Here is a 17,199-nt window from a genome sequence, read left to right on the forward strand (position 1 = left end):
GCCTCGTCGGGTGGGGCGGTGTGGAGGGCTGGTCAGGGGTTGCCGAACCAGCGGGTGGCGGCGGAGCGGAGTCCGGCCTGGTCCGGGTGCTCGTCGCTCGACGCCCACGCCACGTAGGAGTCCGGGCGCAGCAGCAGCGCGGTGACGTCGGTGTCGGCCTCGGCGCGGACGACTTCGACGCCGTCGACGCGCAGGGCGCCGGTCCCGGTCAGGTCGATCAGCAGCGGTCGGGCCGACCTGACCAGCTCGGCGAGGCGGATCGTGCCGTCCGGCGTGCGCAGGTCGAGGTCGGGGGCGGGCAGGCCCGCCAGCGGGTGGGCGTCGTCGCCGACCGGGTAGCGGACGTCCGCGCCGGCGACCAGGGCGGCCACCACCCGCACGACACCCGGCTGGGTGAGCAGCTCGCCGAACAGGCCGCGCAGCCCGGTGACGTCCTCGCCCGGTGACAGCAGCGCGGCCTGGGCCTGCGAGTAGGTGATGGTCCGGTCGGCCACCGGGCGGCGTTCGGCCTCGTAGGTGTCGAGGACGTCGACGCCGCCGTTGACCGCCGCCGCGAGCTTCCAACCCAGGTTGATCGAGTCCTGGAGGCCGAGGTTGAGCCCGGTGCCGCCGGCGGCGAAGACGTGCGCGGCGTCCCCGACGAGGAACACCCGCCCGTCCCGGTACCGCTCGGCGACCCTGGTGTTGCCGCCGTCGAGCCTGCGCAGCACGTGCGGGCCGGGGCCGGGTGGCGGGTCGAGCGGGACGTCGGCGCCCAGCACTCGGGCGACGCTGGCGCGCAACTCGTCCAAGCTCATCGGAGTGGTCGCCGCCGGCTCGTCCCACTCCGTCGTGGCGACCAGCGGTGGCCGGCCCGGCAGGGGTGCGTACGAGAAGCCGCCGCGCGCGGTCCGCACCGACAGGAACGGCAGGACAGGGCCGTGGCCCGGCACGATCAGCGCGCCGGTCGCGGGGTCGAGCCAGTCCGACGGCACGGAGACGTGCGCGGCACGCGTGGTCGACCGGTCGTGGGTGACACCCGGGAAACCGATGCCGGCCGCCTTGCGGACCGGGCTGTGCGCGCTGTCGGCGCCGACGACGTACCGGGTGCGCAGCTCGTAGGCGCCGTCCGGGCCGTTGGCGGTGAGGGTGACGCCGTCGGCATCTTGGTCGAGACCGGTGAACTCGTGGCCGCGGCGGATCTCGACACCCAGCTCGGTCGCGCGTCCTTCGAGGACCCGGACGGTGTCCAGTTCCGGCACGGGGAGGTTGTAGATCGGGCTGTCGGCGAGGAGGCCGAGGTCGAGCGGCATCGCGGCGAACATGAAGTAGCTGGTGTTGGGGACGGGCGGACCGGCCCGGCCGCTGAGCCGTTCGTACAGGCCGCGGCGGTCGACCATGCGGACGACCTGACCGACCAGGCCGTTCGACCGGGGTTCGGCGCTGGGGGCGAGGAGGCGTTCCAGCACGATCGGCCGGACACCTCCCAGGGCGAGCTCGCAGGCGAGCATGAGCCCGTTCGGCCCGCCGCCGACGATGACCACGTCCATGGGTCGCGTTCCTTGTCTTGGGAGATGTGCCAAGTGGTTCAGGGGTGTGCCAGGTGTTTCGGGGATGACTGGGAGCCCGTCGGGCGGGCGTGGTCTGAGGTGTCTGAGGTGCTTGGTCAGCGCGGGTCGGGCAGGCCGGTGCGGATCTGGTCGAAGGCGTCGCGCAGGACGGCTGCGATGGAGCCCGTGGGGTCTTGGGTCCACCGGGTGAGCGCGGTGCCGAGGCCTGCGCTGACCACGGCGGAGACGAGCTGCGGGTACAGGTCGTCCGCGCTGGTGCCGGTGCGGTCGGCGATGGCGGCGGTCAGCTCGTCCTGGGCGGTGGCGTGGGCGCGGAAGACCTCGTACTGGACGGCTGGTTCGGCGAGGAGCTTCTGGAGTGCGGCGGGGTACCCGGCGGGGAGTTCGGCGGGATGCGGGCCGGGCACCGTGCCGTCGCTTCCCGGCGGTGGTTCGAACTGGGCGACGATGGCGTTGACGAGCGCGTCCCAGAGCGGTTCGTCGGCCGGGCGGTCGCCGAGGGCCTCGGCCGTGCGCCGGCCGCGCTCGACGTGGGTGGCGACGATCGCTTCGGCCTTGCCGGCGAAGTAGTTGCGGAAGGTCCGCTCCGACACGTTCGCGGCGGCGGCGATGTCCTCCACCGAGACGTCGTCCCAGCCGCGTTCCAGCGTGAGGCGGATGGCGGCCTGGCTCAACGCGAACCGCGTCTGCCGCTTCTTGCGTTCGCGCAGTCCGCCTTGGTCGGTCGCCATGCGGCCAGAGTAGCGAAACTTGCCGAGTTGGCAAAGTTGCCGAGTTGGAAAGTTCAGGGGTGGCGATTCGGATGGGTGGGTGTGGCCGGCCCTCCCGGTGGCCGCCTTGCGTCCTTCGCCGAGTCAGTGGCTTGGGGTCAGTTCGCTCGGGTCCGGTTCGGTGTTGGCGCCGTGCGACCAGAGGCGGGCGTAGTGGTTGTTGGCGGCCAGTAGTTCGGTGTGGGTGCCTTGTTCCACGATCCGGCCCTCGGACAGGACCACGATCCGGTCGGCGCGGGCGGCGGTGGCCAGGCGGTGGGCGACGACGAAGGTGGTTCTCGCGCCGGACAGGTGGTCGTTGGCGGCCAGGACCGCGGACTCGGTGGCGGGATCCAGGGCGGCGGTGGCTTCGTCGAGGAGCAGGATCGTCGGTTGGACCAGTTCGGCGCGGGCCAGGGCGACCAGTTGGCGTTGGCCGGCGGACAGGCCCTGGCCGCGTTCGCCCACTTGCTGGTGGAAGGCGTTGGGCAGGGCGGCGACCACGGGCATGGCGCCGACCGCCCGGACCGCCGCCTCGATCTCGGCCCGGGTGGCGTCCGGCTTGCCGTAGGCGACGTTCTCCGCGATGTCGCCGCCGAACAGGTGCGCCTCCTGCGGGACGATGCCGAGGCGTTGGCGCAGCGCCGACAAGTCGTAGGCGCGCAGGTCCACGCCGTCGATCAGCACGGTGCCCTCGGTGACGTCGTAGAACCTCGCCACGAGCTTCACCAGGGTCGACTTGCCCGCGCCGGTCGCGCCGACGAACGCGACGGTCTCGCCGGGCGCGACGTGCAGCGAGATGTCCTCGACGGCCGGACTGGTGGTGCCTTGGTAGGCGAACGTGACGTCGCGCAGCTCCACCTCGCCGCGCAGGTGCGCCACGGGCACGGGGTCGGCGGCCGGGGGGACGGTCGTCGGGGTGCGCAGCAGCTCGCCGATGCGGCTCAAGCCCACCCTGGCCTGCTGGTAGCCGTCGAACACGCCCGACAGCTGGTACAGCGGCGAGAAGAACAAGCCCAGGTAGAGCACGAACGCCAGCAGCACGCCGGGGGACAGGGTGCCCTCCGCCACCCGGTACGCGCCGACCACGAGGATCCCGGCCTGCGCCACCCCCGAGAGCAGCGACAGGAACGGGAAGTAGGTGGCGATGTACCGCTGCGCCCGGATGCGCGAGCGGCGGTAGGCGTCGCTGCGCTCGGCGAAGGCCTCGGCCGAACGCGCCTCCCGCGTGTAGGCCTGGGAGACGCGCAGGCCCGAGACGTTCTCCTGGAGGTCGGCGTTGACCGCGCTGACCCGTTCCCGCGCCTCCGCGTAAGCCGCCGACGAGAGCCGTTGGAAGAACACCGTCGCGATGAGCAGGATCGGCAGGACGGCCAGGGCCACCAGGGCGAGACCCGGATCGGTGACGACCAGGGCCACGGCGATGCCCACGACGGTCAGCACGCTGATCGCGAACGTGGTCAAACCGGTCTGCAGGAAGCTGGACAGGGCGTCCACGTCGGTGGTCATCCGGGTCATGATCCGGCCGGCCATCTCGCGCTCGTAGTAGTCCAGGCCCAGTCGTTGCAGGTGGGCGTAGCTGCGCACGCGCAACAGGTACAGCAGGCGCTCACCGAGCCGGGAGGTCACGACGGTCCCCGCCGCGGCCGACACCCAGCCCAGCACCACCAGGGCGAAGCTGATCCCGGCGGCTGCCCAGAGCCAACCCGCCTGGCCGCCGACGACACCCCGGTCGATGCCCAGGCGCACCAGGTTCGGCGAGGCGACGGCCAGCGCCGTGTCGATCAGGAGCAGACCGGCCACGCCCAGCATCGCCCATCGCACGGGGCGGAGCAGGGTGCGCAGCCGGAACCCCGGGTCGGGTGCGCGCGGGTCCTCGCCGTTCAGGGTCGGCACGTCCTCGGCGGGCGGCAGGGCGTGGACGCGCTCCATCAGCTCCGGGGTCGGCGGGGTGCCGCCCACCAGCGCCGACGAGCCGCCACCACCCCGGGAGGTGTCCGCGCCGACGGCCCGGTTCGCCGCGCGCACGGCCAGCTCGTCGCCCTCGGGTTCGGGCCAGAGGTCCGGGGTCGTGCCGTCCGGGCCCGGTTCGAGCCTGGCGTCGGCACGGGGGTCGACCTGTTCGATCGCCTCGCCCGGACCCGCGAGGAGCTCGCGGTAGAGGCGGCACCGCTCCCGCAGCTCGGCGTGGGTGCCGATGTCGACCACCCGGCCCGCGTCCAGCACGGCGATGCGGTCGGCCAGCGTGAGCGACGACCGCCGGTGCGCGATCAGCAGCGTCGTGCGCTCCGCGGTCACGGCGGCCAGCGTGCGGTGGATGGCCGCCTCGGTGGCGTTGTCCACGGCGGAGGTCGCGTCGTCCAGCACCAGCACGCGCGGGTCGGAGAGCAGGGCGCGGGCCAGGGCGACGCGCTGGCGCTGGCCGCCGGACAGGGTCAGGCCGCGCTCGCCGACGACGGTGTCGTAGCCGTTCGGCAGGGCGGCGATGAACTCGTGCGCCTCGGCCGCCCGCGCCGCCGCCTCCACCTGCTCGTCGGAGGCGTCCGGCAGCCCGTAGGCGATGTTCGTGCGGACGGTGTCGGAGAAGAGGAACGCCTCCTCGAACACCGTGCCCACGGTCCGGCGCAGCGAGGTCAGGCGCAGGTCGCGGACGTCCACGCCGCCCACGGACACCGCGCCCTCGTGCACGTCGTAGAACCGGGGCAGCAGGAGCGAGACCGTCGACTTGCCCGAGCCCGCCGTGCCGACGATCGCGAGGGTCTCGCCCGGCTCCACGCGCAGGGACACGCCCGAGAGCACCGGCTCGCTGCGCGTGTAGCCGAACGTCACGTCCCGCAGCTCGACGGCCACCGGGCCGGCGGGCACGTCGTGGTCGCCGTCCACGACCGTCGGCTGGGAGTCGACCAGCTCGTACACGCGCTCCACGCCGGCGCGCGCCAGCTGGGCCGTCACCATCAGGCTCGCCAGCAGGCGGGTCGGGCCGACCAGGGTGGCCACGTACGTCGCGAACGCCAGGAACGTGCCGAGGGTGACCTCGCCGCGCAGCGCCATCCAGCCGCCGAGCGCCAGCACCGCCACCTGGCCGAGGTAGGGCAGGGAGTTCAACGTCGCGGACGGGCGGGCGGTCAGGCGGGCCGCGCGCATCCGCTCGGCGAACAGGAGCCCGGCGCGGGACTCCAGCCGGGAGACCTCGCGGGCCTCCTGGCCGAACCCCTTCACCACGCGCACGCCGGTGACGGTCTCCTCGACGTGCTGCGCCACGTCGGCCGCGCGCTGCTGCGCCGACCAGGTGGCCGGGAAGAGGGTGAGCCTGCTGCGCGCCGCGACCACCCCGACCGCGGGGATGATCACCAGCGCGATCACGGTGAGCAGCGGCGACAGCCAGACCATCGCCACGACGGCCGCCACCGCGAACACCACCGTGCCCAGCGCCAGCGGCGTCATCGACAGCAGGCTGTTGACCAGCTGGAGGTCGGTGATCGAGCGGGACACCACCTGGCCCGTGCGCAGCGCGTCCTGCTTCGGCCCGTCCAGCCGCTGCACCGCGCCGAACACCGCCTGGCGCAGGTCGTGCTGCACGTCGACGGCCAGCCGGCCGCCGAGGTACCGGCGCACGAACGCGGTGCCGAAGGTCAGCAGCTCCAGACCGGCCAGGACGATCGCGAGCCAGGTCAGGCGGTCCGTGCGGCCGGCCATCGCGTCGTCGACCGCGACCTTGATCAGCAACGGGCCGACGGCCTGCAACCCGACGCCGACGACGGCGGCGAGCACCGACAGCACCACGAGCGCACGGTGCTGCCAGCACGCCCTGGCGAGTCTGCGGATCCAGCCGTCGGGAGAAGTCACGACTTCCAACATAGGTCGGACCACCGACACTGTCGGCCTTCAGGATGTGACGAAGGCCGCCCCGAACCTTCGGGGCGGCCTCCATCAGCCGAACAAGATCACGCGATCAGGTGATGTCCTTGCGCTGAGTAGCTGCCCAGCCGCCGAGGAAGAACAACGCCGTCCAGACGAGGAAGATCAAACCGCTCAACCACCAGTCGAACGCGCCGAGCGCGCCGGCGAACGCGCGCAGCCCCTCCACCAGGTCCTCCGGCACGACCCCGGCGTTCGCCAGGAACAGCGAGGACGCCACCGAGCCGGTCAGGCCGTTGACCGCCCCGTTGGGCAGGAAGCCGATGATCTCCGGCAGGCCCTGCGACGCCAGCACGAGCTGGATGCCGTTCTCCACGATCAGCATGTAGAGCAGCAGCACCACGGTGGTGCCGACGACGCTGGTCATCAGCGCGCCGACGCCCACGCCGAACATCGTCATCAGGATCGACGACAGGACGCCGACGCCGGCCAGCGCCAGCCACCCGCCGGCGTCCGGCAGCGAGCTCGCGTTCGAGGTCAGGGCGATGCCGATGCTCACCGACGCCACGATCGCGATGCCGTAGATCGCGCCCCACAGGATGTAGACGACCATCTTCGCGGCCAGCGCGGAGACCCGGTTGGGCGCGGTCAGGAACGTGGTGGTGATCGTCTTGCGGTTGATCTCGTTCGCGATCGCCAGGCCGCCGAAGATCATCGGGAAGATCGTGGCCACGTTGATGCTGCGGGCGATCCCGAACACCGACATCTGCCACTGCGACGGGTCCACGTTGAGCAGCGTGGCCAGTTGCTCGGCGTCGGAGCTGCCCATGTAGTCCGACACGGTCTTGAAGATGGCCCCGGTGCCGAGCGCCCAGCCGAACGCGAGCAGCACGGTCGGGATCATCAGGCCCCACCACAGGCCCGTGGTGGTGGTCTTGCGGAACTCGGACTTGATCAGGTTGCCCATCACGCACCGCCCCCGAGGCCGTCCTGGCCGGACTGCCGACCGTAGGGGTTGTCCTGCGCCGGCTGCTGGGAGCCCGGCGGTGGCGTCTCGTAGCCCGGTGCGGGCGGTTGGTAGTGCTGGTAGTCCTGCGGGGGCTGCTGGTAGCCGGGTTGCTGCTGGTACGGCTGCTGGTAGCCCGGCTGCTGCTGGTAGCCCTGGGGTGGCGCCTGGTACTGCTGCTGGTAGCCGGGCGGCGGCTGCTGCTGGTAGGCGACGGGCTGGGCGTACTGGCCCGGCGCCGCGTACTGGCCGCTGGTGAGCTGGAAGAACAGCCGTTCCAGGTCGGCCTTCTCCTCCTGGATGCCGTACACCGACACACCCGCCTTCAACGCCGTGTCGGCGACCTGCTTGGCCGCCACGCCGGTGACCGCGATGCGGCCGTCCGGCAGCTGCTCGATCGCGGCGACCCCGTCCTCGCGCAGCGCCGCGACCAGCGCGCCGGTGTCCGACGGCTGCACGAGCACGCGACCCTGCTGCCGGCCGCGCAGCTGGTCGAGCGACCCCTGGTACATGGTCTGGCCGCGGCTGACGATCACCACTTGGTCGACGGTCTGCTCGACCTCCGCCAGCAGGTGGCTGGAGATCAGCACGGTCCGCCCGCTGCGCGCGTAGGACTGGAGGAACGTCCGCAGCCACGCGATGCCCTCCGGGTCCAGCCCGTTGGCCGGCTCGTCGAGCACCAGGATCTGCGGGTCGCCGAGCAGGGCGGTGGCCAGGGCCAGCCGCTGCTTCATGCCGAGCGAGAACCCGCCCGCGTTGCGGTCGGCCGCCGCGCCGAGCCCGACCAGCTGGAGCACCTGGTCGGCGCGCGAGTCGGGCACCCCGATCGCGGCCGCGTAGACGCGCAGGTGGTTGCGCGCGGTGCGCTTGGGGTGGAAGCCCTGCGCCTCCAGCACCGCGCCGACCACCCGGGCCGGGTTGCCGAGCTGGGCGAACGGCCTGCCGTTGATCAGCCCGGTGCCCGCGGTCGGGGTCACCAGGCCGAGCAGCATGCGCAACGTCGTCGTCTTGCCGGCCCCGTTGGGACCGAGGAAGCCGGTCACCGAACCGGGTTCCACTGTGAAGCTGAGGTTCTGCACCGCTGCGACCGGACCGAACTGCTTGGTCAAGTTCTGCACCACGATGCGGCCAGTGCCGTCGTGCACGCGTCCCTCCCGAGTACTCCTACCGGGCGTCATCCTGCCCTAGGAGGGTCACTCGGGGAGGGCGTGGCGTGGTTTCGAGGCGACCCTCGGTATCTCGGTCGTCGTCTCGACGTCCTTCGAATGGCGCAACGTGCGCAACGGGCGGCGGCGTTCGCGGTGCGGCAGACCGTCGCCGATGAGGTGCTGGTGGGCCATCGTCCACACCTGGCACGGCCACTTCTTGTGCCGCAGGATGCCGGGGCACGCGCCGCAGCGGCCGTCGGGATCGGGTTGGTGCACGGTCAACAGCAGCCGCCAGCCGTCGGCCAGGCGGTGGATCTCGGACCGCGCGAGCGGCACCAGGGCGTCCGCCGCGCCGCTCTCGGCGACCTGGTCCAGCAACGCCAGCCGGCGCAGCACGGCGGCCCGCAGCACTTCGTCCACGCCGGTCACATCCTGTCGGCGACTTGGTCGAGCAAGCGGTGCAGCCTGCGCGTCTGCGTGACCGACATCACAGCGGACTCGCCGGGCGGTGCGACCAGCAAAACTCGGTCGTCCTCGACGAGCACGGTCATCGACCGGTCCCGCCCGAACGGGTCGTGGCAGTCGATCCAGCCCTCGGGTTCAGCCATCTGCGCTCCGATCGGAGGTGGCGCGGCGGAGCGCCGCGCGAGCGGACGACCCCGCTCCGTAGCTGCGGGGTTCCCGCCCTGTGCATCGGTCGCGAGGGCGTCGTGACTTACCCGTTATCACCCAAGTTCACTCGATTGCTTGAGCGCGCACACAGCGTGTCGCCACCGCCGGGCGAAATGTGCGCCGGATCGGTGGGGTCGCTGGGCAGGGACCCCTGTTCCCGGCTAAGATTGGTCACGCGGCCCGCTCCCAGTGACCCCCAGGCTGGTTGAGCGGGCCGTCTTTCTCACCGAAGGGCCCCGCTCACAGCACGTGAGCGGGGCCCTTCGCGGTAGCGGGGTGTCAGAGGTCGACCGGCGTGTGGGTCATCCCGTGCGCCTGCGCGACCGGCAGGTTCGTCAGCAGGCCCTCGTGCGCGTTCAGGCCGAGCGCCAGCGACGCGTCCGCCCGCAGCGCGGCCTCCCAGCCCAGGTCGGCCAGCGCCACGGCGTACGGCAGCGTCACGTTGGTCAGCGCGTAGGTCGACGTGCGCGGCACGGCGCCGGGCATGTTCGCCACGCAGTAGAAGACGGTGTCGTGCACCTGGTAGGTCGGGTCGGCGTGCGTGGTCGGCCGCGAGTCGGCGAAGCAGCCGCCCTGGTCGATCGCGATGTCCACGAGGACCGAGCCGGGCTTCATGTCGGCCACCAGGTCGTTGCCGACGAGCTTCGGCGCCTTCGCGCCGGGCACCAGCACCGCGCCGATGACCAGGTCCGCCTCGCGGACGGCCTCCTCGACCGCGTACCGGTTGGACGTCACGGTGCGCAGGCGGCCCTGGTAGAGCGCGTCGATGTGGCGCAACCGGTCCACGCTGGTGTCCAGGACCTGCACGTCCGCGCCCATGCCGACGGCGATCGCCGCCGCGTTGAGGCCCGCCACGCCGCCGCCGATCACGACCACCCGCGCCGGGTGCACCCCCGGCACGCCGCCGGGCAGCACGCCGCGCCCGCCGGACGGCTTCATCAGCGAGTACGCGCCCACCTGCGGTGCGAGCCTGCCCGCCACCTCGGACATCGGCGCCAGCAGCGGCAGGGCGCCGTTCGGCGTCTGCACGGTCTCGTAGGCGACGGCGGTGGTGCCGGAGTCCAGCAACGCCTGCGTCAGCGGCCGGTCGGCGGCCAGGTGCAGGTACGTGAACAGGACCTGGCCCTTGCGCAGCCGCGGGTACTCCTCGGCGATCGGCTCCTTGACCTTGAGCACCAGGTCGCCCTCGGCCCACACGTCGTCCGCGCCGGGCAGCACCTTCGCGCCCGCGGCCAGGTACTCCTCGTCGGTGATGGCCGAACCGAGCCCTGCGCCGGCCTCGACCACCACGTCGTGGCCGCGCTGGGTCAGCTCGTGGGCGCCCGCCGGGGTCAGCGCGACGCGGTACTCGTGGTTCTTGATCTCACGGGGGACGGCGATCCGCACGGTGGGCTCCTTCGGCCGTTGTTACACCAAAGGTCCGGTAACGGGTATTCGGTGTCATCGTGCCGCCGGCACCAACGGGCCGGTTCGGCGTTGTGCTGATCGAACAAGCCCGGTGGCGCGTTGACACCCGTCGGGCCCGGCACCTAGCGTGCGGGCCAACCAACTGAACATCGGCCGCGGCGCGCCAGGAGCGCCGGAACCCGCGCGGGAGAGACCTCGGTGAACGTGCCGGGGCGCCGAAGGAGCAAGTACCCCGCACACTCTCAGGCAGCGAGAACCGCTCGGGTGAGGCGACTCTGGAAAGCGCGCCCAACCGCGCGCACCCACGGTGCAAGCCGGGTCGGACCGACGGTCAGCCGTCGCGACACCCCGGCGAAGCTCTCAGGTCCCAGGACAGAGTGGGGCTCTGGTGGACCTTGCCGTGAGGGAGCGCTGTCGTGACTTATCCGGACAACCTGCTGTACACGCCAGAACACGAGTGGGTGGACTGGGCGCCGGGTACCCAAGAGCCCGTGGCGGTCGGCATCACGTCGTACGCGGCGGACTCGTTGGGTGACATCGTGTTCGTGGAGCTGCCCGAGGTGGGCGCCGTGGTGACGTCCGGCCAGGTGTGCGGCGAGCTGGAGTCGACCAAGTCGGTCAGCGACCTGTACGCGCCGGTCAGCGGCGAGGTGGTGGAGGTCAACCCGACCGCCGTGCGCGACCCCTCGTTGATCAACAACGACCCGTACGGGGCCGGTTGGCTGTTCAAGGTGGCCGTGACCGACGCGTCCGGGCTGCTGACCGCGGTGAAGTACGCGGAACTGACCGGGGACTGACGTCATGGCGATCAGCGTGTTCGACCTGTTCTCCGTCGGCATCGGACCGTCGAGCTCGCACACGGTGGGCCCGATGCGCGCGGCGATGATGTTCGCGCAACGGCTTCGGCCCTCGGCGGCCTCGGTCGACCGGGTGCACGTGGAGCTGTTCGGCTCGCTCGGCGCGACCGGGCACGGGCACGGCAGCCCCAAAGCGGTGCTGCTCGGCCTGGAGGGCTCCCGACCGGAGGAGGTCGACCCCGAAGAGGCCGAACGGCGGGTGGCGGAGATCCGCGCCACGGGACGGCTGCGGCTGGCCGGCGCGCGGGAGATCGCGTTCACCGAGGACACCGACCTGGTGATGCACCGGCGCAAGTCGTTGCCGCTGCACCCCAACGGCATGAGCTTCACCGCCCACTCGGGTGACGCCGTGGTCGACTCGGCGGTGTACTACTCCGTCGGCGGCGGGTTCGTGGTGGACGACACGGCCACCGGCGCCGACCGGATCAAGGCCGACGAGACTCCGGTCGCGCACCCGTTCCGGACGGGTGACGAGCTGCTGGCGCGGTGCCGGGAGACCGGGCTGTCGATCAGCGAGGTCATGCTGGCCAACGAGCTGTCGTGGCGCGACGAGCGGTCGGTGCGCTCGGGGCTGCTGGGGATCTGGGAGGTGATGCAGCAGTGCGTCGAGCGCGGCTGCACGCAGACCGGCGTGCTGCCCGGTGGCCTGAAGGTGCGGCGCCGCGCGGCCGAGATGCGGCAGCGGATGACCGCCGAGCACTACGCCACCGACCCGTTGCGGGTGATGGACTGGGTGACGCTGTTCGCGTTGGCGGTGAACGAGGAGAACGCCGCCGGCGGCCGCGTGGTGACCGCGCCGACCAACGGCGCGGCCGGCATCGTGCCCGCCGTGCTGCACTACTACACCCGCTTCGTGCCGGGCGCGTCCGACGACGGCGTGGTGCGGTTCCTGCTGACGGCGGGCGCGGTCGGCGTGCTGTTCAAGGAGAACGCCTCGATCTCCGGCGCCGAGGTCGGGTGCCAGGGCGAGGTCGGCTCGGCGTGCTCGATGGCGGCGGGCGGGCTGGCCGAGGTCATGGGCGGCACGCCGGAGCAGGTGGAGAACGCGGCCGAGATCGCCATGGAGCACAACCTGGGGCTCACGTGCGACCCGATCGGGGGACTGGTCCAGATCCCGTGCATCGAGCGCAACGCGTTGGCGTCGATCAAGGCGATCACCGCGGCGCGGATGGCGTTGCGCGGCGACGGCTCGCACTTCGTCTCCTTGGACAAGGTCATCAAGACCATGCGTGAGACGGGCAAGGACATGAAGGTCAAGTACAAGGAGACGGCCCGCGGCGGCCTGGCCGTGAACGTCATCGAGTGCTGAGATTTGGCCTCTGACCAGGGCGAATGGCTTCTATCACTGCTCGATGGTTCTCGCCACTGCCTGACGTCCCACGGCCTGGAGACGGCCTGATCTTGAGCCGCACCTGACGGGCTCCACCTCGGTAACGCAGGGTGGAGCCCGTTCGCGCGTCGTGGCCCTGAACCTCGTTGCCGCACAACGACTTCTCGGTGGCAAGGCGGCGAAGCCGCTGCGGCAGCCGATCGCCGTGCCCAGCCCGATCAAGCCGCGTGACCGCGCGATCGTCCCGACTGCTGCGGCCGGTAGCTGTCGTGCCTCCTGCTGGCGCGCGCCGCCTCCCAACCACGTGCACCGACTCCGCGCCCGGTCGACGGGCGGAGCGGAGCGGGAGCCCGGCGTGCCGGGATGCGGGGAGTCGGTGCCAACGTGCGTCGGACCCTGCCGCGCGCCGCCGCAGGCGGCGCGCCTTGATCCCATACAGCGCAATTCGGCGAATCAAGTCGCTCGCGTGCGTAACGAAATTTTAGGCTCGATCGATAGGTGCTGGAGGTGGCTCTTGGGTTCGTGCGCGTCATGTTCGCCACAAACATTATCGAGTGGGGTGTGAGTTGGTAACAGTGAGTAAAAGGGCTCCTTTGGAGAAGGTAGAAGCTTCGGTAAACGCAAGGGAAGGGGACTCGGTCGAACGTGTAGAAAAATCATCGAAAGTCCTCGCTTGCAAACTGTACGGTTTTGGCAAAACAATGTTTACACGCGAGAATCGCTATGCGCGCTACGTAAGGAAGGTGCCGTCAGCCACTCGAAACGATGTACGCACGTCGCTTCGCAAAACCGCTAGCTCGGAAAAAATTATAAATGAGCAAATGGGCAAGTTGATAGCCAATCGGGATGACATGCCGTTGATTGGCTACCGTGAAGTTCGTAAGTTTGCAATCAGCACGGAGGTTAGAAGGTCGGTCAATATCGATTTGGCTTTCCCTGTTTGGTGCGGTACCTTCTTCTTGATTGGCCTGTTAGTTTCGAACTACTTGGTGGATCGGTTGGACTACCTGGGCCTCGCTGTAGGGTATGGGGCTTGGTTCGTTGCAGGCTTCTGTCTTTTGACGGTTCTCAGGCTGGCAACTGTCTTAAACTACATGCGAACGTTTGTTTTTGTGGAGCTTTTTGTCGCCCTGGCCGTAGTATTCGCCATTATTGCTGACATCCGCCAGGCTGGCCCGGTGATTGCCATCAAGCAAGATTCGATGTACGGCCTGCTCTTGGTTGTTGCAGCGGAATCTGTTTTGAGCGTTTTTACTGTGGTGAATCTATCGCTCGCCTCGGTGTTTTTGGTGAATAAGCGTTCTAGAGCTCACGCGATGGCGCGTAATCCGAGTGCCTGTGCCCTGATCCAACTGTTCCGTTGCGTAACGATACTGGTTGATGAGAAAAGGTTCTCAAGCTTGAGTGGACGTCGTTTGTTGGTTAGAGCCTTGCGTGATGCTGCCCACTTTGTAGAGAAAGGGCTATGGCGTCAAATCCCTGTGTACGATACGGCTTGCAGGGTTGCTTATATCGAGCAATGCCGGTCTTGTGCACATGCGCTGCGTAGCTATCAAGGTTTGGTGGCACTAGCGGGAAAGGGTACGAGAGAAGAGCTTCTGGAGAACGTTAATGGTGCTGTTTATGCTATTTGGTACGGGTATCTTCAGTATTTGCCTGTTAAGGACGCGCCAAGTATTGTTACCCTGCGTCAGAGGTTGCGCCTAGTGATGGTGAAGTTCTGGGCGCTTTCCCTGGGTGCTCTCCCTCTTGTTGTAATTTTCGGTGCACGCGTTTTTGGAGTGGATCTACCGGGTTTGTGGAACGGTGGCCTAGTGGCTGCTGGTGTTGTTTGGTTCCTGCTGACGTTCATAGGGACTTTCGATGCGTTTCTTTTGCAGCGTGTAGCTGCATTCAAGGATTTGGCTGGCGCTCTAGCTCAATTCAAGCAAAGTAAATAAATCCTTGATGATTTCATAGCAGGTTCACGCCGTCGTGAGATCGAGTGCGAACTTCGGCTTCGAGCGCGTCAGTGACTCGTACGGCGTAGGCGGGTGACATGGCTTCGCGTACTTCGTGTAGCGTCATCCAGCGGACTTCGGCAGCTTCGGCGGTTGCAGGGATCGGCTCGTTCAGCGGTGTGCAGCGGTAGACCAGCGCAACGATACCGCGTTGCATATTCTTGTAGACGCCAGTCAGGCGGTCTACCTGGACGGAGAGCCCTGTCTCTTCATAAACTTCTCGCCGCACGCCCTCTTCGAACGTCTCGGCCATCTCCAGCACTCCGCCTGGCGGTTCCCAGTGACCGTTATCGCGGCGGCGGATGGCGAGGACTTGGCCGGAGCCGTTGACGACGATTCCGGCGACGCTGACTGAATAGCGCGGCGTGTCTGTCATTGGTCCGCTTTCGTTCGCGTGGCCCCTGTGGGACCATGTACACGTCTAGTCGTCTGTAGGAGTAGGAGACCATGCTCGATCTAGGGACTATAGACAGGACGGTGGATCGTCCGCCGTATCGGCAGATCGCTGACATCCTGCGTCGGCACATCGAGCGCGGTCGTCTGGCTGCTGGTGAGCAGTTGCCGTCCGAGGCGGTGTTGATCGAGCACTACGGCGTGGCTCGGATGACGGTTCGTGAGGCCATCAAGGAGCTGCGAACCGAGGGTCTGGTGGTGGCGCAGCACGGTAAGGGTGTGTTCGTGCGGTCGGCGCCGCCGGTGCGTCGGTTGGCGTCGGATCGGTTCGCGCGGCGGCATCGGCAGGAGGGGAAGTCGGCCTTCCTGGCTGAGGCTGAGGCGGCTGGGCATGTGCCGTCCGTCGATCAGATCCGGGTGACCAACGAGGCTGCGTCGGCTGAGGTGGCGGAGCGGTTGGGGTTGAAGCCGCGGGAACGGGTGATCGTTCGGGCTCGGCGGTACCTGGCTGATGGGCGGCCGGTGGAGGTGGCCACGTCGTACATCCCCGAGTCGATCGCCAAGGGGACAGCCATCGCGGAGGTCAACACCGGGCCCGGTGGTATCTATGCGCGGATCGAGGAGGCGGGGCACGAGCTGGCGCGGTTTACCGAGGAGGTGTCGGCGCGGATGCCTTCGCCGGATGAGCGCAAGGCGTTGGAGATCGGGTCGGGGTCACCGGTGCTGACGTTGGTCCGCACGGCGTTCGACACCAAGGGCCGTCCGGTGGAGGTCTGCGACACGGTCAAGGTGGCCACGTCGTTCGTGCTGGAGTACGACGTTCCGGCCAAGTGAGTCGGTTGCATAAGCGAAGAGAAAGGCGGAGTAGTTGAACTCCTCTAGACGACTAGGTACGGTGAACTTGTCTAGAGGACTAGGTGAGCTGATTGGCTCCGGGCAAGGAGCCCAACGGAAGATCGAGAAAGGTCTAACGATGGCTATTCCTGCTGGTCACAGGTTTCCGATCACCTTCGACGAGCTGTTCCCGCAAGGGTTCTTCGTGCTGAAGGTGGAGCGGGCGCAGGAGTTCAACGAGGGCAAGGCACCGCGTCCGGCCAACGACAAGGTGACGGGCCTGCCGGTGTGGACGGTGCAGGGCACGGACCCGTCGGCGCGGGGCAAGAACACCGGTGCGGTGGTCAAGATCGCGTCGGAGTACCAGCCGGTGCCGCCGGAGGTGTTGCCCGGTACGCCGTTCCGCCCGGCGGTGTTCACCGGGCTGAAGGTGTCGCCCTACGTCCGGGACGGCTGGGTCAACTACACGATTTGGGCCGAGGAGATGGTGTCGCCGCAGGAGGCAGCGGCCAAGGGGCGTCGGGGCAACGGCAAGTCGGACTCGTCGGCGGGCGCTCCGCCGGTTGCGGCCTGAGAGGGGCGTCGTGGAGATCGAAGGATTGATGACGCCTGGTCCGAACGCCGCGCCGCAGGTGGTCACCAAGCCGGGTACGGACTGGTACGGGCTGCGCCTGGTGATGGACCCCGGTGAGGTCGTGCTGGGCCTGCCGGAGGACGAGGACGGGCGGCAGAGGTTGGCGACCTTCCTGACCGAGTTGGCCCGGTGCGCGCATTTCCTCGTGGGAGTGCTCGACCCGTCACCGAACCACCTGTTGATGCCGGGGAGCGGCACGGTGTTGTCGGACGCCACGTTCTTCGGGGAGTCCGGGCCGGGGAGTCGACCGCGATGACCGCTGCCACCGGTGCCAAGCCGAAGTACGCGGTGTTCTTACGGGCGAACTCGTTCGGACGGGCCATGGCGTTGGCGGGGTTCCGGTCGGAGTACGCGTTGGCCAAGGCCATGGGGCTCAACCGGTCGACGGTGAAGCGCGTGCGGACTGGTGAGTTGATGCCGGGGCCGGGGTTCATCGCCGGTGCGTTGAAGGCTCTTGCGCCGATGGCGTTCGAGGACCTGTTCGAGGTCGACGTCAGCGAGGGGTGACCGTGCCTGTGGGTGCGTGACAACTGAACAGATCGCGGCTGGTCGGTGTGGTCGCGGGGAGGCAGTCCAAGTCTTGGCGGGCTCCGGCTGTCTCCCTGCGACTCACCTGACTGGCTTCGCCATGCACTTTTGGTGACACACAAGGGATTCCAGTCATGTCGAGGGTATCTCGTCGCGGGGGACGTGCGTCAAATCGGGCCGTCGCCTCGTCAGGGTGGAAGCTGTCCAACGGTTCGAAGTGCCGGCGGTGCAAG

Annotated in this window: 16 protein-coding genes and 1 riboswitch; of the genes, 7 read left to right on the forward strand and 9 right to left on the reverse strand. The window is 69.0% G+C overall.

Annotated elements, in window-relative coordinates; genetic code table 11:
• Positions 1 to 32: 32 nt before the first annotated feature.
• The 8 genes from EDD40_RS28125 to ald form a co-directional block, all read right to left on the reverse strand.
• Positions 33 to 1,529, reverse strand: coding sequence for an FAD-dependent monooxygenase (locus tag EDD40_RS28125; RefSeq protein WP_123745586.1), 1,497 nt, complete (start codon positions 1,527 to 1,529; stop codon positions 33 to 35).
• A gap of 116 nt (positions 1,530 to 1,645) precedes the next feature.
• Positions 1,646 to 2,281: a TetR/AcrR family transcriptional regulator gene (locus tag EDD40_RS28130; RefSeq protein WP_123745587.1), complete on the reverse strand. Its 636-nt coding sequence runs from the start codon at positions 2,279 to 2,281 to the stop codon at positions 1,646 to 1,648.
• Between the two features lie 123 nt (positions 2,282 to 2,404).
• A complete protein-coding gene (locus EDD40_RS28135) occupies positions 2,405 to 6,157 on the reverse strand; it encodes an ABC transporter ATP-binding protein (protein ID WP_123745588.1) in 3,753 nt (1,250 codons plus the stop codon).
• A gap of 94 nt (positions 6,158 to 6,251) precedes the next feature.
• Positions 6,252 to 7,124 (reverse strand): ABC-2 transporter permease, encoded by an 873-nt coding sequence (locus EDD40_RS28140; RefSeq protein WP_170185216.1) that lies wholly within the window; start codon positions 7,122 to 7,124, stop codon positions 6,252 to 6,254.
• Positions 7,124 to 8,308 carry an ABC transporter ATP-binding protein gene (locus EDD40_RS28145; RefSeq protein ID WP_123745590.1) on the reverse strand — a complete coding sequence of 395 codons (1,185 nt, stop codon included), beginning with the start codon at positions 8,306 to 8,308 and terminating at the stop codon, positions 7,124 to 7,126. The genes EDD40_RS28140 and EDD40_RS28145 overlap by 1 nt, the downstream gene beginning before the upstream one ends.
• A 48-nt stretch (positions 8,309 to 8,356) precedes the next feature.
• Complete coding sequence (locus EDD40_RS28150) at positions 8,357 to 8,731, reverse strand: hypothetical protein (protein ID WP_123748339.1); 375 nt, start codon at positions 8,729 to 8,731, stop codon at positions 8,357 to 8,359.
• 5 nt (positions 8,732 to 8,736) lie between these two features.
• Complete coding sequence (locus EDD40_RS28155) at positions 8,737 to 8,919, reverse strand: hypothetical protein (RefSeq protein WP_123745591.1); 183 nt, start codon at positions 8,917 to 8,919, stop codon at positions 8,737 to 8,739.
• A gap of 343 nt (positions 8,920 to 9,262) precedes the next feature.
• Positions 9,263 to 10,369, reverse strand: a complete 1,107-nt coding sequence (gene ald / locus EDD40_RS28160) for an alanine dehydrogenase (RefSeq protein WP_123745592.1) — start codon at positions 10,367 to 10,369, stop codon at positions 9,263 to 9,265.
• A 195-nt stretch (positions 10,370 to 10,564) separates the two neighbouring features.
• Positions 10,565 to 10,659: riboswitch (glycine riboswitch) on the forward strand.
• Positions 10,660 to 10,806: 147 nt separating this feature from the next.
• Here ald and gcvH point away from each other — a divergent pair.
• The 3 genes from gcvH (at position 10,807) to EDD40_RS41145 (ending at position 14,517) form a co-directional block, all read left to right on the forward strand.
• Positions 10,807 to 11,187 (forward strand): glycine cleavage system protein GcvH, encoded by a 381-nt coding sequence (gcvH, locus tag EDD40_RS28165; protein WP_201437479.1) that lies wholly within the window; start codon positions 10,807 to 10,809, stop codon positions 11,185 to 11,187.
• A 4-nt stretch (positions 11,188 to 11,191) separates the two neighbouring features.
• Positions 11,192 to 12,556 carry an L-serine ammonia-lyase gene (locus EDD40_RS28170; protein ID WP_123745593.1) on the forward strand — a complete coding sequence of 455 codons (1,365 nt, stop codon included), beginning with the start codon at positions 11,192 to 11,194 and terminating at the stop codon, positions 12,554 to 12,556.
• A gap of 842 nt (positions 12,557 to 13,398) precedes the next feature.
• Positions 13,399 to 14,517, forward strand: coding sequence for a hypothetical protein (locus EDD40_RS41145; protein ID WP_148088936.1), 1,119 nt, complete (start codon positions 13,399 to 13,401; stop codon positions 14,515 to 14,517).
• Positions 14,518 to 14,530: 13 nt separating this feature from the next.
• Here the strand turns inward: EDD40_RS41145 and EDD40_RS28175 are convergent, their stop codons facing one another.
• Positions 14,531 to 14,953, reverse strand: a complete 423-nt coding sequence (locus EDD40_RS28175; RefSeq protein WP_123745594.1) for an NUDIX hydrolase — start codon at positions 14,951 to 14,953, stop codon at positions 14,531 to 14,533.
• 101 nt (positions 14,954 to 15,054) lie between these two features.
• On the opposite strand from EDD40_RS28175, the gene EDD40_RS28180 reads away from it, so the two are divergent.
• The 4 genes from EDD40_RS28180 to EDD40_RS28195 all read left to right on the forward strand — a co-directional run bounded on the left by EDD40_RS28180 (position 15,055) and on the right by EDD40_RS28195 (position 16,945).
• The gene (locus tag EDD40_RS28180) at positions 15,055 to 15,804 is read left to right on the forward strand and encodes a GntR family transcriptional regulator (RefSeq protein WP_246037849.1); all 750 of its coding nucleotides are present in this window, start codon (positions 15,055 to 15,057) and stop codon (positions 15,802 to 15,804) included.
• A gap of 139 nt (positions 15,805 to 15,943) precedes the next feature.
• Positions 15,944 to 16,378, forward strand: a complete 435-nt coding sequence (locus EDD40_RS28185; RefSeq protein ID WP_123745596.1) for a hypothetical protein — start codon at positions 15,944 to 15,946, stop codon at positions 16,376 to 16,378.
• A gap of 28 nt (positions 16,379 to 16,406) precedes the next feature.
• The gene (locus EDD40_RS28190; protein ID WP_148088937.1) at positions 16,407 to 16,694 is read left to right on the forward strand and encodes a hypothetical protein; all 288 of its coding nucleotides are present in this window, start codon (positions 16,407 to 16,409) and stop codon (positions 16,692 to 16,694) included.
• A complete protein-coding gene (locus tag EDD40_RS28195) occupies positions 16,691 to 16,945 on the forward strand; it encodes a transcriptional regulator (RefSeq protein ID WP_246037851.1) in 255 nt (84 codons plus the stop codon). Before EDD40_RS28190 ends, EDD40_RS28195 begins: the two co-directional genes overlap by 4 nt.
• Positions 16,946 to 17,199: the final 254 nt, after the last annotated feature.

Source organism: Saccharothrix texasensis, from assembly GCF_003752005.1.
GTDB classification, from domain to species: Bacteria; Actinomycetota; Actinomycetes; order Mycobacteriales; family Pseudonocardiaceae; genus Actinosynnema; species Actinosynnema texasense.

Excerpts from the sequence above, each read along its gene's own strand:
- EDD40_RS28125 (WP_123745586.1), bottom strand. The coding sequence starts at position 1,529 with ATGGACGTGGTCATCGTCGGCGGCGGGCCGAACGGGCTCATGCTCGCC.
- EDD40_RS28130 (WP_123745587.1), bottom strand. The coding sequence starts at position 2,281 with ATGGCGACCGACCAAGGCGGACTGCGCGAACGCAAGAAGCGGCAGACG.
- EDD40_RS28135 (WP_123745588.1), bottom strand. The coding sequence starts at position 6,157 with ATGTTGGAAGTCGTGACTTCTCCCGACGGCTGGATCCGCAGACTCGCC.
- EDD40_RS28140 (WP_170185216.1), bottom strand. The coding sequence starts at position 7,124 with ATGGGCAACCTGATCAAGTCCGAGTTCCGCAAGACCACCACCACGGGC.
- EDD40_RS28155 (WP_123745591.1), bottom strand. The coding sequence starts at position 8,919 with ATGGCTGAACCCGAGGGCTGGATCGACTGCCACGACCCGTTCGGGCGG.
- EDD40_RS28170 (WP_123745593.1), top strand. The coding sequence starts at position 11,192 with ATGGCGATCAGCGTGTTCGACCTGTTCTCCGTCGGCATCGGACCGTCG.
- EDD40_RS41145 (WP_148088936.1), top strand. The coding sequence starts at position 13,399 with ATGGGCAAGTTGATAGCCAATCGGGATGACATGCCGTTGATTGGCTAC.
- EDD40_RS28175 (WP_123745594.1), bottom strand. The coding sequence starts at position 14,953 with ATGACAGACACGCCGCGCTATTCAGTCAGCGTCGCCGGAATCGTCGTC.
- EDD40_RS28185 (WP_123745596.1), top strand. The coding sequence starts at position 15,944 with ATGGCTATTCCTGCTGGTCACAGGTTTCCGATCACCTTCGACGAGCTG.
- EDD40_RS28190 (WP_148088937.1), top strand. The coding sequence starts at position 16,407 with ATGACGCCTGGTCCGAACGCCGCGCCGCAGGTGGTCACCAAGCCGGGT.
- EDD40_RS28195 (WP_246037851.1), top strand. The coding sequence starts at position 16,691 with ATGACCGCTGCCACCGGTGCCAAGCCGAAGTACGCGGTGTTCTTACGG.